At 51.9% G+C, this 14,217-nt stretch carries 14 protein-coding genes, 1 pseudogene and 1 riboswitch; of the genes and pseudogenes, 3 read left to right on the plus strand and 12 right to left on the minus strand.

What is annotated here, in order from left to right:
- Positions 1-273 precede the first annotated feature (273 nt).
- From DW724_RS12475 to DW724_RS12505, 8 genes are all read right to left on the minus strand, one after another.
- Positions 274-1,212: a class II glutamine amidotransferase gene (locus DW724_RS12475; protein ID WP_118761710.1), complete on the minus strand. Its 939-nt coding sequence runs from the start codon at positions 1,210-1,212 to the stop codon at positions 274-276.
- 103 nt (positions 1,213-1,315) lie between these two features.
- Positions 1,316-1,978 carry a hypothetical protein gene (locus DW724_RS16075; protein WP_243105752.1) on the minus strand — a complete coding sequence of 221 codons (663 nt, stop codon included), beginning with the start codon at positions 1,976-1,978 and terminating at the stop codon, positions 1,316-1,318.
- Positions 1,979-2,014: 36 nt separating this feature from the next.
- Entirely contained in the window at positions 2,015-2,272 is a 258-nt protein-coding gene (locus DW724_RS16080) for a hypothetical protein (protein ID WP_243105753.1), read from the minus strand.
- A 30-nt stretch (positions 2,273-2,302) separates the two neighbouring features.
- Complete coding sequence (locus tag DW724_RS12485; protein WP_118761711.1) at positions 2,303-2,590, minus strand: DUF960 family protein; 288 nt, start codon at positions 2,588-2,590, stop codon at positions 2,303-2,305.
- Between the two features lie 274 nt (positions 2,591-2,864).
- Positions 2,865-3,557 (minus strand): MgtC/SapB family protein, encoded by a 693-nt coding sequence (locus DW724_RS12490; protein WP_118361194.1) that lies wholly within the window; start codon positions 3,555-3,557, stop codon positions 2,865-2,867.
- A 13-nt stretch (positions 3,558-3,570) separates the two neighbouring features.
- Positions 3,571-4,296 carry an MgtC/SapB family protein gene (locus tag DW724_RS12495; protein WP_118361192.1) on the minus strand — a complete coding sequence of 242 codons (726 nt, stop codon included), beginning with the start codon at positions 4,294-4,296 and terminating at the stop codon, positions 3,571-3,573.
- An 89-nt stretch (positions 4,297-4,385) separates the two neighbouring features.
- Positions 4,386-5,429, minus strand: a complete 1,044-nt coding sequence (locus tag DW724_RS12500) for an endonuclease/exonuclease/phosphatase family protein (RefSeq protein ID WP_118761712.1) — start codon at positions 5,427-5,429, stop codon at positions 4,386-4,388.
- A 153-nt stretch (positions 5,430-5,582) separates the two neighbouring features.
- Entirely contained in the window at positions 5,583-6,992 is a 1,410-nt protein-coding gene (locus DW724_RS12505; protein ID WP_118361188.1) for an MFS transporter, read from the minus strand.
- Positions 6,993-7,290: 298 nt separating this feature from the next.
- Here DW724_RS12505 and DW724_RS12510 point away from each other — a divergent pair, with 298 nt between their 5' ends.
- Positions 7,291-8,127: a MurR/RpiR family transcriptional regulator gene (locus DW724_RS12510; RefSeq protein ID WP_158575195.1), complete on the plus strand. Its 837-nt coding sequence runs from the start codon at positions 7,291-7,293 to the stop codon at positions 8,125-8,127.
- A 385-nt stretch (positions 8,128-8,512) separates the two neighbouring features.
- Here the strand turns inward: DW724_RS12510 and DW724_RS12515 are convergent, their stop codons facing one another.
- From DW724_RS12515 to DW724_RS12535, 4 genes and pseudogenes are all read right to left on the minus strand, one after another.
- Positions 8,513-8,671: a helix-turn-helix domain-containing protein gene (locus tag DW724_RS12515; protein WP_118761714.1), complete on the minus strand. Its 159-nt coding sequence runs from the start codon at positions 8,669-8,671 to the stop codon at positions 8,513-8,515.
- Positions 8,672-8,819: 148 nt separating this feature from the next.
- Positions 8,820-9,218, minus strand: a complete 399-nt coding sequence (locus DW724_RS12520; protein WP_118761715.1) for a hypothetical protein — start codon at positions 9,216-9,218, stop codon at positions 8,820-8,822.
- Positions 9,219-9,418: 200 nt separating this feature from the next.
- A pseudogene (locus DW724_RS12525) lies at positions 9,419-10,062 on the minus strand (IS256 family transposase); the annotation flags it as partial.
- Positions 10,063-10,584: 522 nt separating this feature from the next.
- Positions 10,585-10,675: riboswitch (cyclic di-GMP riboswitch) on the minus strand.
- 207 nt (positions 10,676-10,882) lie between these two features.
- Complete coding sequence (locus tag DW724_RS12535; RefSeq protein ID WP_118286018.1) at positions 10,883-11,722, minus strand: helix-turn-helix domain-containing protein; 840 nt, start codon at positions 11,720-11,722, stop codon at positions 10,883-10,885.
- 303 nt (positions 11,723-12,025) lie between these two features.
- Here DW724_RS12535 and DW724_RS12540 point away from each other — a divergent pair, with 303 nt between their 5' ends.
- Together DW724_RS12540 and DW724_RS12545 are read left to right on the plus strand one after the other, a co-directional pair.
- Positions 12,026-13,621, plus strand: coding sequence for a solute:sodium symporter family transporter (locus tag DW724_RS12540; protein ID WP_118761716.1), 1,596 nt, complete (start codon positions 12,026-12,028; stop codon positions 13,619-13,621).
- A 108-nt stretch (positions 13,622-13,729) separates the two neighbouring features.
- A partial coding sequence (locus tag DW724_RS12545) for a Gfo/Idh/MocA family protein (protein WP_147358662.1) occupies positions 13,730-14,217 on the plus strand: 488 nt, incomplete at its 3' end.

Below are 14,217 nucleotides of genomic sequence, written 5' to 3' on the forward strand. Positions count from 1 at the left end.
TTTTCGTTGTTTCAGATGGGTATACCATATTGACATGCTCAAAAAATACCGGCTCTTGATGAGTCGGTATTTTTGTGTTTAGTCATCGTCGATAAGATCGGCGAGCAGGCCGATAATGGTCAGCGCACCGAGAATGACTTTTCCTGCGTTCATCTTTTTATCCCATTTCAGCTGTCAGAGAAATTTTCGACGGCCTCGATAATCAAATCGACCACCGCGCCTACAGCCTGGAAAATTGGGCCTAATGGAATCATAAGCAACATCTTCTTTCTGTTAGTACGCATAAAGCAGTTCACCGGTCATCTCATGCAACAGAGTAGGATCGTAGAGCATTTCCTCGATTTCTTCCTCCGAACAGCCGTAATCCAAGAGTGCCTGCACTTCATCAGCGGTTACGCCGAATGCTCTCGCCACGCTGAACAGATCGTCATGACTGGTCGGCGTGTCCTCATAATAGCTGCGATAGAAGGGATATTTGCGCCACCAGTGCTCGAACGTCGTGTGCGGTGTGAAGGTGCCTGTAGTGATACGGCCATTGCGGTCAATCTTCAATATCTCGCCCTCCTTTGGCTCCAGAATGTCAGAGGGTGTGTTCAACTTTAACTTCTTGATGGCCTTGCACAGGATTTGCTGTGTCGAAGCGTAAATCAGGAAGCTATCATAAAACATCACGCACAACGGGTTATCTCCAACTGCGAACCAGATAGAGTTGTCCTTATCCAGAACCGTAAAGACAAATGAACCCCCGACTGCTTCAGCCATGGATTTCAGGCTGTCAAAGTCGAGGGTTTCGTTTTTATCTAAGAGCTGGACGGCAACATAGCTGTCCGTTTCAACACTCGTCATCGGCAAATTTTCTTCCATTCGGAGTTCTTTGTCGTTCCAGAGAACGCCGTTGTGCGCAAGGGCAAAGCTGTTTCCGTCAACATGACCGAGAAACGGATGGTTATTCTGGTTAAACTGCGCATTTCCCTGTGTGGTCATACGGGTATGCCCCATGACCACGTTTACACCGTGCGGAATGTGGATTTTCATTTTTCGAGCAGGTAAAGGACGTTTGTAGATGCGCAGACGGTCGTTGAAGTTATAGGCGATGCCGGTCGCGTCCGTGCCGCGAACCTGGCACTCGCGCGCTAACGTGTTCAGGACTTTGTTCTTCGTGTGGGTACTCAGACATTCTTTGAAATTAATTAAACCAAACAAACTGCACATATTATTCCTCTTTGCTTGCATTTACAGGTTCGTTGACGTACAGGCGGCGCTCCTTGAGATACTGGATAAGTTCGGGTTCGTTAATATCGTCCAGAAAATCAAATCAACTAAGCTCCTGTACAGCGCTATCGGACATAGAAACAGCCACCTCGACCAGATGGTTGACCATCTGCAAGGTGGCTTTCAGGGTGGTGAGTTTGAGCGTGATGCGGAACATTCGGATTTCAACGGTATCGGAGTTCGTGAGATTGACCGCCGTGTAACGTCCGGCGCAGGAATTCTTTGCGTGGTTCATCTGCTCGGACGGGGTGAGGCGGATGCCGTACCGCGCGGCCCGACGGTTCATCTGACCCTGCGTGCGGCGGCTGAACCGCAAGAGTTCCGCCCAAAACTTTTCGACGAAGTACAAAAGCCGCGCAATCGCAGCTTCCTGCTGTTCATAGGTACAGCCGAACGCCATGCGTGAGATATGAACGTGCAGACCGCAGGTTCCGGCGGCATGGCTGAGGTAGTCCATGCTCTGCGCCTTGTGGAGGATTTCCGCCCATGGCATTGCGTTCAGGTGGTATTCCAGTGTCATGGGATGTGTTACGAGCTCCAGACCATCGTCCAGACTGCCGTCCGTCTTGATGTACAGATTTTCCGCGTCAGCATTGGCGATATTCAACAACTTCTCGGCGTTATAGCGGTCTGTACCGCCGTTGTCGATTTCCAGTTCTACGCCGAAATGCCGCAGGCCTTTGCCGTGGAAAACGAGGTCGGGCATATAGTTATACTCGTGAATCGCGCCCTCGTGATCGTCCTAACAGCTTTCGCAGTAGGTGCGACCGTCGTCATCGTAGTAGGCGCTATAGGTGCGGATGATGCAGTCGCAGTCGTGGCACAGCGAATAATGCTCGTCTTCGATGGCGTTTTCCGCATAAATCCGCTCGGCGCAATGATCACAGATTACGGTCAACCGGTCGGCGCAGTCCTCGCAGAGCCAATCGCCTTCTACCTCAAACATATCTTCGATTGCATGCTCGGCACCGCAATTTGCACAAATTCTGGTTTTCTTCATTGGTTGTTCCTCCATTTCGTCTGGTAAATATCAATATTCTTCGGCGAGCAGCATAGTAGAATGCGTTAAATCATCGATGACAAACACCTTCGCGTCTATTGCATCATCACACGGCACATCAAGCTCGTAGCGGTACGGCGGCTGCTCCTGCTCATGGATAATGTGCTGACCGGTCGGTGTTTTCGTCAGCGTGAATACTTGCAGGCAGTCTTTTCCCTCGACCTCCATCGTGAGCACTATGTGCCACATCAGGTTGATCAGCCACGATGGGATTTCATTCTCCACGCCACGCGTCAGAAATTTTTGATCGTCGAACATCTTTGCTTCCTTCTTTTTGACAAAAAGTAAGCTCCTGAGAATATCTCAGGAGCTTCTACATCTATAATATATAGTTGAAAATGAAGGAAAAACAGAAAAAAGTTCTCGCACTGCAACGCGTATTCAATAGAGAAATTCATTTTTGTGTAATTTTCGTAAAAGTGGGGATGTACACTTCGCTTTTTACAAAAGAGACGAAAAATTGTGACATAAGACGCGAATTCCATTCATTTGAAAGCGCAGATTCGTCAGCCTCTTTCTGCGTTCTACTGTTTTACAGTTCCTCGACCGACACGATGCCTTTACGCTCGCCGACCAGTGTCATCAGACGGTTTACCGTGCAGCTGCGCGGCAGGCGCAGTGTGAAGATCGCACAGGCATTGTGCTCACCGTTTTCCGCCGCACGGGTGATCTGGATATTCAGCACCTTGACATCACATCTGCGGTACAACTGCAGCACATCGTCCAGACACGTTTTATCCTCATATTCCATATACACATTGATCTCGGGAACGTGCTCCAACACACGGTACTCCAGCCGCGAGAACACAAGCTCGGCGAGCATGATGAACACGGTCGCGAGAATGCCGCCCTCGTAGAAGCCGCCGCCAAAGGTGAGGCCGATGATGGCCGAGGTCCAGAGACCAGCCGCCGTGGTCAGACCCTTGACGCGCTGCCGCTTGGTAACGATGATGGTGCCCGCACCGATGAAGCCAATACCCGCAACAACTTGTGCACCGAGGCGCGCCATATCTGTAAAATAGTGCATATTCAGATACAGATACTGACTCGTCAGCGTGGTGATGGCCGCGCCGATGCAGATGAGGATGTGCGTGCGGAAGCCGGCCGGGCGGCGCTTGTACGAGCGCTCGATACCGATAATGCCGCCGCAGATGAGCGCGCAGGCCAGACGCACGAACACGGAAAGCGTCGTCACGTCGCGCAGGCCGTCAAAAACAGATAACATAGCAGTCCACTCCTTACAGCTCTTCGATCACGCAAAGGCAGTCCAGCTCCGCCAGATCGGAGAGAAGCTGCGTGTGCGGTATTTTTTCATTGAGGCGGATCGAGAAGATCGCACTTGGGTGCAGCGCCTCGCCACTTTTGTTCCGCTCGATATCGATGTCGTAGATCTGCACGTTCTGCGCTTTCAGCTGATTGATGATGGTACTGATGTCCCCGAGCGAATGGAACTCCATGTACAGATTGATGTCACGCGCGTTCTCCTGTATGTACGCATCCACAATTGGAAACAGGCGGATGCTGAGAAATATCATCGCGAATGCGATGAGCACGCACTCGTAAAATCCTGCGCCGACCGCAAGGCCGGTACACGCCGAAGCCCACAAGCCGGCGGCGGTAGTCAGTCCCTTGACCTGCTGGCGGCCGGTAACGAGAATGGTTCCTGCGCCCAGAAAGCCGATGCCGTTGATGACCTGTGCGCCAAAACGCGAAACGTCGGTTTTTATGCCGATCTCTGCGCAAATATCCGACCACGGCCCTGTCACCATGGTAAATTCGTACAGGCTGAGCAGCACGGTCAGCGCCGCGCCAAGACAGACGAGCATATAGGTGCGGAAACCGGCCGGACGGCGCTTGCGTCCGCGCTCCAGACCGATGCAGCCGCCGAGCAGCATCGCAAGGGCGAGCCGCACTACGACCGAGGCGAAATGAAGTTCGCGCAGGTATTGTATCATTCCACTCATTTGATGTAGGTTCTCCTCACTCGATAAAAAGTGCACACGCTGCCAATATGTATGCAGCGTGTGCAGCTTTCTACAATAGATTTCAGTATTTACTTTGCGAATCGACAGTCTGCCCAGCAGGCGTTGTGGTCGGACAGCTCAGGACCGGTGAACTTCGCCAGCGCGCTGCCCGGCTCGGCCCAGGTGCAGTCCTTCGTTTCGGTCGAAATCGTGCCGTGATCGACGCATTCCATGCCGCGCGCCATCAGCCAGTCCAGCTTGAGCAGCATGCTCTTGCCGCCCGGCATCGGCTTGCGGCGCGTGCCCTCGATGCTGCTGAACTCGCGGTAGGAGAAGCCGTTTTCCTCCGCCTGCGGCAGAACGCGCTCGTATTTCTCGACCGCCGCCATGTGCTTGGAGAGACGCTCCGGGTCGTTGAACAGCGCGGTGAAGCCCGGAATGTCGTTGCCGTCGAACGTGTTGGTGTTCAGGTCGCCGCCGATCATGACCGGCGTATCGGGCGCGAACGAACGCTTGATCTCATCATATACGACTGCCATCTGCGCTTCGCGGCCCTCGCTGTCCGCACGGTTCTCCAGATGAACGCTGACCGCGCCGACCTCGCGTCCGCCGATGTCGAGCGAGCAGACGATGGCGACACGTGCGCCGATGCGCTTCTGGCGGTCATAGTACCAGTTGTACTGCTCGGGCATATGGACGACCTTCGCCCAGCGGATGGGCCAGCGGGAGAACAGGGCGTTGCCGTGGAAGCCCTTGTTGTCCTCGGGATTTACCAGCTCGATAAACTCCAGACCGTAGGCGTAATTCATGCCGATGGATTTCGCGATTTCGTAGGCAACGTTGCAGTTGCCCGAGCGGACCGCGCCGTCATCCAGCTCGTTGGCGTAGATGATGTCCATGTTTTTGAGGTCGGGACACATATTGAGAAAGTCGATGGTTTCGTGAAGCGTCTGGCCGCGCTCGATGTTGAATACAACGTGACGCAGCGTTTCGGGCACCTCGGCGGGCGCATCCACGAGGTTGTGCACCTCGCACTGCTGATACTGCGGGATTTTTTCCATGACCTTGAACTGGCCGAGCGCCGGGACGAGATTACCGAGTTCGATGCGTTTTTCGTAGGACAGGGTTTCCATTTGTTACACGCCTTTCATATAAATGGTGGATATTTGCAGAATTTTATTTGCGGTAGAATATGGGGGCAGCCGGCAGGAATGCTTGACTCCGCCGGCTGTTCCATATAAGGGAAGAAAAAGATGATACGTAAAATGAGGGAGTGCGGGGGGAAATCAGGCGTTTGCGGTCGCCTTTGCTGCCTCGGCAGCTTCGCGCTGCTTCATTTCGGTGATAATGCGCGGATAGATCTTATCGAGCTTGTAGAAGATCAGCAGAACGCCGATGCCGCCCCAAGCGATGATGTTGCCGATGATGTAGATGGCGATGAGCATCTGAGACTGTGCGGCATTGATGGTTGCGGTGCCGGCGAAGCCTACAAGGCTCATCAGGGCGCCGAAGATCGCGCTCGTCATGCCGGAGCCGAACTTCTGGCCGGCGGTGGTTGCGGAAACCATCAGGCCCTGTACGCGGATGCCGCTCTTCCATGCGCCGTACTCGATAACGTCAGCCAGCATGGAGTATTTTACGCCGCGGAAGCAGCCCTTGCCGATGCCGCGCATGACGCAGGCAAACAGTGCAAGATTGAGGGCGCTCGGGTTGATGAACAGGGAGACCGTGCCGATAACGGCGACGATCGCACCGATCAGCGCTACGTTGCGCTTGCCGAACTTGGCGATGAACGGGGAGAGGACAAGAACGGTGACGATCTGCGGAATGGATTCGAAGGACGCGAGTGCGCCGAGCAGGTCGCGGTTGCCGAGAATGTACTGTGCGTAGTATGCGTTGCAGGTGCCGGTAACTGCCTCATAGAAGGACAGGAACACAGCGAGCATGAAGAACATGATGAAGTACTTGTTGGTGACGCAGAGCTTGATGCCCATCCAGAGCGGAACGTTCTTGCCGTCCTTGGTCTTGGTCTCTTCCTTGACGCGCTCGTGGCAGTTCTTGAAGCAGATGAACAGCATGATGATGGAAACGATGGCGTAGAGAATGGAAACCTCGATCCATGCCTGCTGGGTGTCACCCAGACGGGTGACGAGCGGGAAGGTAATGGCGGTGATGACCATGTTGCCGAGGGCGGACATACCGGTACGGAACAGGTTGACAACGGCGCGCTGGTCGGTGTCGCGGGTCATCAGGGTAGCCAGCGTTGCATACGGAAGGTTGAGTGCGGTGTAGACAACGGTGGTGCAGAAGTTATAGGTGATGAAAACGTAGATGCCCTTGACGATCGGGGTTGCGGGCGGAACGGTGAACAGCAGGATGGCTGCGATGCCGTACGGAATCATCATCCAGAGAATCCATGCACGGGATTTGCCGTGCTTGGAATGCGTGCGGTCAACCAGATGACCGATAAGTACGTCGGAAATACCATCGAAGAAACGGGAGAACAGCATGATGGTACCGATCATAGCCGCCGAGATACCGACTACGTTGGTGTAGAAGTAAATCAGCAGCGAGGTGGTCAGGGCGTAGACAACGTTGCAGGCAACATCGCCGAGGCCGTAGGAGAACTTTTCCTTGAGATGGATCTTCTCAAATTCCTTATCACCCGCGAAAGTCGGGTTGCTGGATTTGCCCATGGTTTTGCTCAGTCCTTTTTTATTTTTCTTTTACCAGTTGCAGCGATACAGACCGTCCGTGCGCCGGGCGCATCGGGAGTGGGTCTGCCTTTGAGACGTTGTCCGGACTCGTCTCTCGCTATACCCTTTCAGTGGAAGTCCGTTCCACCGAACATCTACAAGTATAGCACTGAGCGGAATAAAATTCAATAAATCATATTGTAAAAAGAACAATATTCAATTTTGTGCATTCTTCACAAGGTCGATGTTTTGTGATACAATGAAATTACTATATGATGCGGAAGTGCAGGGTGATTGCATGGACAAGAACGTTTATGCCGCAATTCAGTCGCAGTATTCGACTTTATCCAAGGTTGGAAAGCGGATTGCGGACTATATCTTAGCCGATCCGGTACATATTACCTCGATCAGCATTCAGCAGATGGCGGCCGAGCTTGATATCGCGGAGTCGAGTATTATTCGATTCTGCAAGATCGTCGGCTGCGCGGGCTTCAGCGAGGTAAAGCTGCTGCTAGCGAAATATTCTCCTAAGTCGGTGCGCACGATTTTTGAAGATCTGTCCGAAACCGATAGTATTTCGACCATTTCGGAGAATGTGTTCAGCCGGAATATCGACACGCTCGAGCGGGCGCTCCAGCTGCTTGATTTCGAGAAAATCGAGCAGGCGGTGGGGGTGCTCAACCGGGCGGAGAATATCCTCATCCTCGGTGTCGGCGCGTCTGGCACCATCGCGGAGGACTTCTACATCCGCCTCATGCGCATCGGCATCCGCGCGGTTTCGCTGACCGATTCGCACCTGATGCAGATTCAGGCGAGCCAATGCGGCCCGGATACGGCGGTTATCGCCATCTCGCATACCGGCAAGACGTGCGAAATCGTGTCGGCCGTGCGTACCGCGAAGGAGTGCGGCGCGCCGACCATCGGCATCACCGGTTACCCGGATACGCCGCTCAAAGAGGTCAGCGACATCTGCCTTGAGCTGTATTCGCCCGAGCAGCTTTTCGTGTCGCCGCGCGTGGCGCAGTTCTCCCTCATCGACACGCTTTATGTCAGCCTCGCTATCCGCCGCAAGGACAGCGTCGTACAGAATATTGAACGCATGAATGAAGTGCTCCTGCCATTTCGCATTGATTGATCATTTTTGATCCTGTGTGTGGAATTTGATGCTTGAAAGATATATTGCATCATTGCATCTGTATCGTATATGTGCTGTGCTCGGATCAAAGAGATTATGCTAACAATCTAGCATTGTTTCAGTCAATGCTGTCCCTGTATCATGTTCCCGTTTGATTATTGCGATTAACTGCGCCGATAAAGCAGCACCAATCTCGCGATATAGCACATCTCTGACGGCAGCTCAGATTGCCAATCTGGAACATCAGCGAAAATATATCAGCCAAACTCTTCATCTTCCACAGGATCAAATTATATTCTACAGCGCGAAAGAGAACTTTATCTGGATGTGTTGATGCGGAAAATATACGGCTACATGATCCAATAGGTATGTTTACAAATTCACCTCAAAAAAACTCCATAATCCCCGCCTTCAGCACCCTCCACTCCCTGCCAACCTTTACGGCAGGGAGTTCTTCGTTCAGGAGCATCTTGCGCACCTGCTGGCGCGTGGTCTTGAGCAGGGCTGCGGTTTCTTTTACGGTCAAGATTTCATCGTTCGGCATAGAAAACCTCCATCAACATAGGTGAAAACGCATTTCACTTTAATTCATGTATGCTTATTCTAATGTTGGCGATCAAACGTCAAATCATGCTGTCTAAGCAGACTCAAATACCCTGAAACAAGCCTTTATCCGAACCATTTCCAGTACGTTAACTCGATGAATGCTTATTGGCGCCTTTGAATCTTTCATTGGAATTTGAATATTGGCCGAACTTAACCGCACTGTAGTGGAGGATGGGAAAGGATTTCTTGAAAATATCCAAACGATCTTGAACATCCGCCTTGCGATCATAATACAGATTGCAGGTCAAATCACACCTCGACAGCTTGAACTCCTTGAGCCGCCGGTCAACGCCGATTTTATCAAGGATATTTCGCAGACGGTGCTTTAGCTGTTGAACAGACTCTTTGTCTGCCTGAAATAATGCGGTCGACTCATATGTACCAGTGAGCAGGGAGGACGGGTTAACAATCAGTATCAGCCAGCACGGATGCGAGATGGATTGCCCTAAGTGAATTTCAACGCCGATGGACTTGAACTGCGGCATCTGGTAATACGGCGAAAGACCTAATTTCCCTTTGTCGGTGCGAATACACTCGTTTTGTTCGATAATATTCTGAATTTCGGAATATTTGCATTATAATTTCAGTGAAAAGGTGTGAATGCCGTACTTATTCGTAATCATTTGCTGTTCCTCCGTTTCTGAGCGCATACCGTGCAGCGCTTGCAGGTTTTCGGCTCATGCTGCAGCATTTTGAAAAGGCTGTCATTGGTCGGAAACACGGATTTCGACTTGGTTACCTTCCTGAGCTGACGGTTAAAGCCTTCAATCGTGTTGGTCGTATAGATCAGCCGTCGGAGTGCCTGAGGAAACTTGAAATAAGTGCTGAGATTTGCCCAGTTATCCCTCCATGACTGAGAAATCTTGGGGTATTTCTTGTTCCAGTGTTCTGCGAACGTGTCTAACGCGTCCAAAGCAGCCGGTTCATCTACCGCTGCGTAGACTGCTTTTAAGTCAGCCATAAGTGCCTTCAAATCCTTGTAGGAGACATATTTGCTGGAATTTCGAAGCTGATGGATGATGCAGTTCTGGATTTCCGTCTTGGGATAGACCGCCTCGATCGCCGCAGAAAAACCGGTCAAATTATCCGTACAGGCAATGAAAATATCCTCGATGTCCTGCTGATGCTGGTCTGATTTTTCCTCAGCACCTTGGGTTCGAATTCGCTCTTGCGATCCCGCGGCACAGACACCTCTACATCGCCAAAACTGGTGCGCAGGGTTTTGCTGCTGTGCCCGTTCCGGCTGTTATCCGTATCCTTGTTCTTGTAGTCATACCGGCTGTAGCCCAGTTGATCGTCCAGCCCGGCCTCCAGACCGTTTTCCATGAACTCGGTGTTAGGTTTAAGTCTAGTCTGCCACATAGCCTCGATTGCGGTAATCTCTCCGGCACGCCATCGGGAAACAACCCGCTCGTAGTTGTCCGGCAGCGGTATCGGCTTGCGTCCGGTGTACTGGCTCTTTGTCTTGGCAATGGCGATACCCTTGCGCTGGCGCTGGAGGATGTACTCGCGTTCGAGTTCTGCGACCGCCGCAAACGCCACAGTCAGCGCCATTGTCAACAGCATACACAATGATACTATTGCCGATAACAATCGTTTTTCATAACTTTCCCTCCGTATTTTATCTGCTTTAACGGCTTCAAATTTAAATAAAAAAACGCTTTCAAGACATGGCTACTCATGACTTGAAAGCGTTTTTATATCTTTGTTGGAACAGCACAAAAGGGCAGAGTTTTACCTGCTCTGCGAGCAGTGTATTGCACCGCGAATCGGCTTGCCATATTCTTTTGACGGCGTACACCTCCTTCTGCCAAATAAAGCGCAGAAGAGGTTAACAGCGTCTTCACTGATGCTTGCAACCGGCTGTCATTGCGGCTTTTGCCGCCTTAGACCCTTCCGGCTTTGCGTCCCCCATCTTTTGATGGGTTTGCCTATCTCTCAGGCACCGTGTATGTACCTGATTTTTGATTGCTATACCATAATCTGTATAAGCGCACAACTGGTCTGCTATACAATACGTGTCATAAAAACGACATTTCGTGCAGCAATCTGATGAATATCACCGTTCGGATAGCACAGCTGCGCTGCGCTTGCCTGTCTGTACACGCGACCGTTTCATCCGGTGGACACAGTACAGAGAGTGTGCTTTTTATTTCCACTGGGTGCGGTACTGATGTGGGGTAATGCCGGTGCTCTTGCGGAAGGCCATAATAAAGTGCGAAGCACTGGAGAAACCGCAGTTATCTGCGATGGTCTCAATACTCTGCGAGGTGGTGAGCAGCTGCTGCTTTGCGGCGCTCAGACGCACGGTCTGCAAAAACTGATGCGGTGTAACGGACTGGTACTCCTTAAACTTACGCATATAGTAGCAGGTGCTGAGCGCAGCGCGCTGCGACAGGTGCTCGATGGAGAGCGACTTATCCGCGTAATTGTACGTCATATAGTCGGCCGAGTCCTGAATGGCGATCTCGAGATCGCTTTTTTTCTTTTCCCCGAGCACAAGCACGAGCAGAACGAGCAGCTTGTTGATCGTCAGGGAAATAATATGCGGATTGGGCTGGTTCTGGTGCACCGAGACCATGATGCGGCGGACACATTCCTCAATCTCGGCATTGCTTCCGGTGGGCAGGATGAACCCATGCGTATTGAGAATAAGATGTGTATAGGCCGTGCTGCCGCTGCCTGCAAAGTGGAACCAGCGCATGCGGATCGGTGTGAGGGCGTGATAGCTGTGCGGTTCTCTGCAGTCAAGCAGAATCAGGCTGCCGGGACCGGCAGTGCGTGTTTCACCGCGGTAGGTGACCGACAGTTCGCCTTCATCTACAACAAGCATCTGGCAGATATCAAGATAATTGCGCTGCATACCGTATGTTTCGTCGCAATGGTAGCTGCCTGCGTGCGGAACATGGTACAGGTTCGTCGCGGTAAAGGCATCTGCATCGTGGTAATAGCGTACAGAATCTGCCAGAATACCCATATCATTAAGCATAATTGGTGTCAACTCCTTTTTTGTACCATATCATGGCATGAAAATGCTGTCATTCGCTTTTCTTATACAATTATATCAAAAAATGATACTAATGAAAAGTATAATTTTTTGATATTTTATTATTATCCTGTGTAGTGATGAATGCGAGAATTTGATATATGATAGGTACAACGAAAGGGAAACAAACAAAAACACGCAAAATAGTTTCTTTTGAGTTAAAGAAATCAAAGAGAAAAGAAAAACAAGAATAGGGAATTCTACAATATAATAGAATTTTCTTATTCGAAAGAGGGGTTGAAACATTTGATTATCATTTTGACATTCATTGCTTTCACCGGTCTTGTAGCCTTGATCTCATGGTACAAGACCAAGGAGGAGAACCTGTCCACCAAGGAAGGCTACTTCCTTGCAGGACGCGGCCTGAGTGGTCTGGTCATCGCCGGTTCACTGGAAATGACCAACCTGTCCACCGAACAGCTGGTCGGACAGGCCGGACAAAGCTACTCGACCAACATGGGCGCCATGAGCTGGTCGGTAAACGCAAGCATCGCGCTGCTGGCGCTGGCACTGATCTTCCTGCCGAAGTATCTGAAAGCCGGCATCACCACCATTCCGGAATTTCTGGAGGTTCGATTTGACCGCACCACCAAGCAGATCATCTCGTTCCTGTTCCTGCTCGGCTACATGCTTACTTACCTGCCGACCGTACTGTACTCCGGTGCGCTGGCCTTCAACCAGATTTTCCATCTGGATCAGCTGTTCGGCATCACCACTTATCAGAGTATTGCGATCCTGTGTGTTGCAATCGGCGTTATCGGTTCCATCTACGCAATCTTCGGCGGCCTGAAGGCAGTTGCGGTATCCGACACCGTAAACGGCGTGGGTCTGCTGATCGGCGGTCTGCTGATCCCGATCCTGTCCATCTGCATCCTCGGCAACGGCAGCTTCCTTGCCGGCATTCAGGACTTCATCACCAATGTTCCGGCGGAAAAGTTCAACGCGGTCAATCCGGCGAACGCCCTGCCTCCGATGATTCCGTGGCCGGTTCTGTTCCTCGGCATGCTGTTCAACAACCTGTTCTACTGGTGCACCAACCAGTCCATCATCCAGCGCACGCTGGCTGCCAAGAATCTGGCACAGGCACAGAGAGGTGCTGTATTCACCGCATTCCTCAAGCTGCTGGATCCGTTCTTCATCACCATCTGCGGTCTGCTGGCTTACCGCTTCTTCGGAGACGGCCTGGCAAACAGCGACCTGGCATACCCGTCTCTGATCACCACGGTTGTTCCGAACTGGCTGCTCGGCATCATTGCAGCGGTTCTGTTCGGTGCGATCCTGTCGTCCTTTAACTCGGCACTGAACAGCTGTGTAACGCTTTACACGCTGGACTTCCACCGTCCGCTGTTCAACCAGACCGCAAGCGACTCTCATCTGGTAAGAGTAGGCAAGCGTGTTGGTACCGGTCTTGCGATCGTATCCATCTGCGTAGCGCCGTTCGTCAGCAATGCACCGTCCGGTCTGTATGACTTCCTGCAGGAGTGCTTCGGCTTCTACTCCATGCCGATCCTCGCGATCGTGCTGGTAGGCTTCTACACCAAGCGCGTTCCGGCCTGCGCACCGAAGATCACGCTGGTCGTACACGTTATCCTGTACTCGATCTCCAAGTTCCTGCCGCTGAATGTACATTACCTGTATGTTCTTTCGGTACTGTTCCCGGTAGACCTGGCACTGATGCTGCTCATCGGCAAGTTCAAGCCCCGTGCTACCGACTTCATCCTCGAGGATTCCAAGGCTGTTGACCTGACCCCGTGGAAGTATGTAAAACCCGCAGCGCTGACCTGCTTCATCCTGATGCTTTGCGTCTACGCGCTGTTCTCTCCGATCGGTCTGGCTCGATAATGAGCCGGACCCCGGAAACCATTCATCTATTCACATTGTAAGAAACGCACAAGGCGTTTTCGATAAAATCCAACAAAGGTATTGAGATTTTTTGAGGAGGAAAAACTTATGAGCAAGGAAATCAAAATCGGTCTGATCGGCGCTGGCTGGATGGGCAAGGCCCACACCACCGCATTCCACAACGCACGCATGATCTTCGGCGATGATATGCCGGTATTTGAGCTGGTAAGCGACGTCAGCGAGGATGCAGTAGCAAAGTTCGCGAAGAACATGGGCTACAACCGCTACACCACCAACTGGATGGACGTTGTTACCGATCCGGCAATCGACCTGGTTGACGTTGCAACCCCGAACTGCATGCACTACGAGATGGCAAAGGCTGCTCTCGAGCACGGCAAGCATGTTTTCTGCGAGAAGCCGCTGTCTCTGTCTGCTGAGCAGTCCCGCGAGCTGGCTGATCTGGCCAAGGAAAAGGGCGTAGTCAACTACTGCGGTTTCTCCAACATCATGAACCCGGCAAACCAGTATGTTGCGGAACTCGTCAAGTCCGGCAAGCTGGGCAAGATCATGCGCGTACACGCTACCTACGATCAGGA

Origin of the sequence: Butyricicoccus sp. AM27-36, assembly GCF_003480945.1 — a bacterium.
GTDB lineage: Bacteria > Bacillota > Clostridia > Oscillospirales > Butyricicoccaceae > Agathobaculum > Agathobaculum butyriciproducens.

What these genes read in the sequence shown, in the direction of transcription:
- DW724_RS12495 (WP_118361192.1), bottom strand. Translation starts at nt 4,296, where the DNA reads ATGAGTGGAATGATACAATACCTGCGCGAACTTCATTTCGCCTCGGTC.
- DW724_RS12520 (WP_118761715.1), bottom strand. Translation starts at nt 9,218, where the DNA reads ATGCCGCAGTTCAAGTCCATCGGCGTTGAAATTCACTTAGGGCAATCC.
- DW724_RS12475 (WP_118761710.1), bottom strand. Translation starts at nt 1,212, where the DNA reads ATGTGCAGTTTGTTTGGTTTAATTAATTTCAAAGAATGTCTGAGTACC.
- DW724_RS12490 (WP_118361194.1), bottom strand. Translation starts at nt 3,557, where the DNA reads ATGTTATCTGTTTTTGACGGCCTGCGCGACGTGACGACGCTTTCCGTG.
- DW724_RS12505 (WP_118361188.1), bottom strand. Translation starts at nt 6,992, where the DNA reads ATGGGCAAATCCAGCAACCCGACTTTCGCGGGTGATAAGGAATTTGAG.
- DW724_RS12535 (WP_118286018.1), bottom strand. Translation starts at nt 11,722, where the DNA reads ATGCTTAATGATATGGGTATTCTGGCAGATTCTGTACGCTATTACCAC.
- DW724_RS12500 (WP_118761712.1), bottom strand. Translation starts at nt 5,429, where the DNA reads ATGGAAACCCTGTCCTACGAAAAACGCATCGAACTCGGTAATCTCGTC.
- DW724_RS16080 (WP_243105753.1), bottom strand. Translation starts at nt 2,272, where the DNA reads ATGAAGAAAACCAGAATTTGTGCAAATTGCGGTGCCGAGCATGCAATC.
- DW724_RS12515 (WP_118761714.1), bottom strand. Translation starts at nt 8,671, where the DNA reads ATGCCGAACGATGAAATCTTGACCGTAAAAGAAACCGCAGCCCTGCTC.
- DW724_RS12510 (WP_158575195.1), top strand. Translation starts at nt 7,291, where the DNA reads ATGGACAAGAACGTTTATGCCGCAATTCAGTCGCAGTATTCGACTTTA.
- DW724_RS12485 (WP_118761711.1), bottom strand. Translation starts at nt 2,590, where the DNA reads ATGTTCGACGATCAAAAATTTCTGACGCGTGGCGTGGAGAATGAAATC.
- DW724_RS16075 (WP_243105752.1), bottom strand. Translation starts at nt 1,978, where the DNA reads ATGCCCGACCTCGTTTTCCACGGCAAAGGCCTGCGGCATTTCGGCGTA.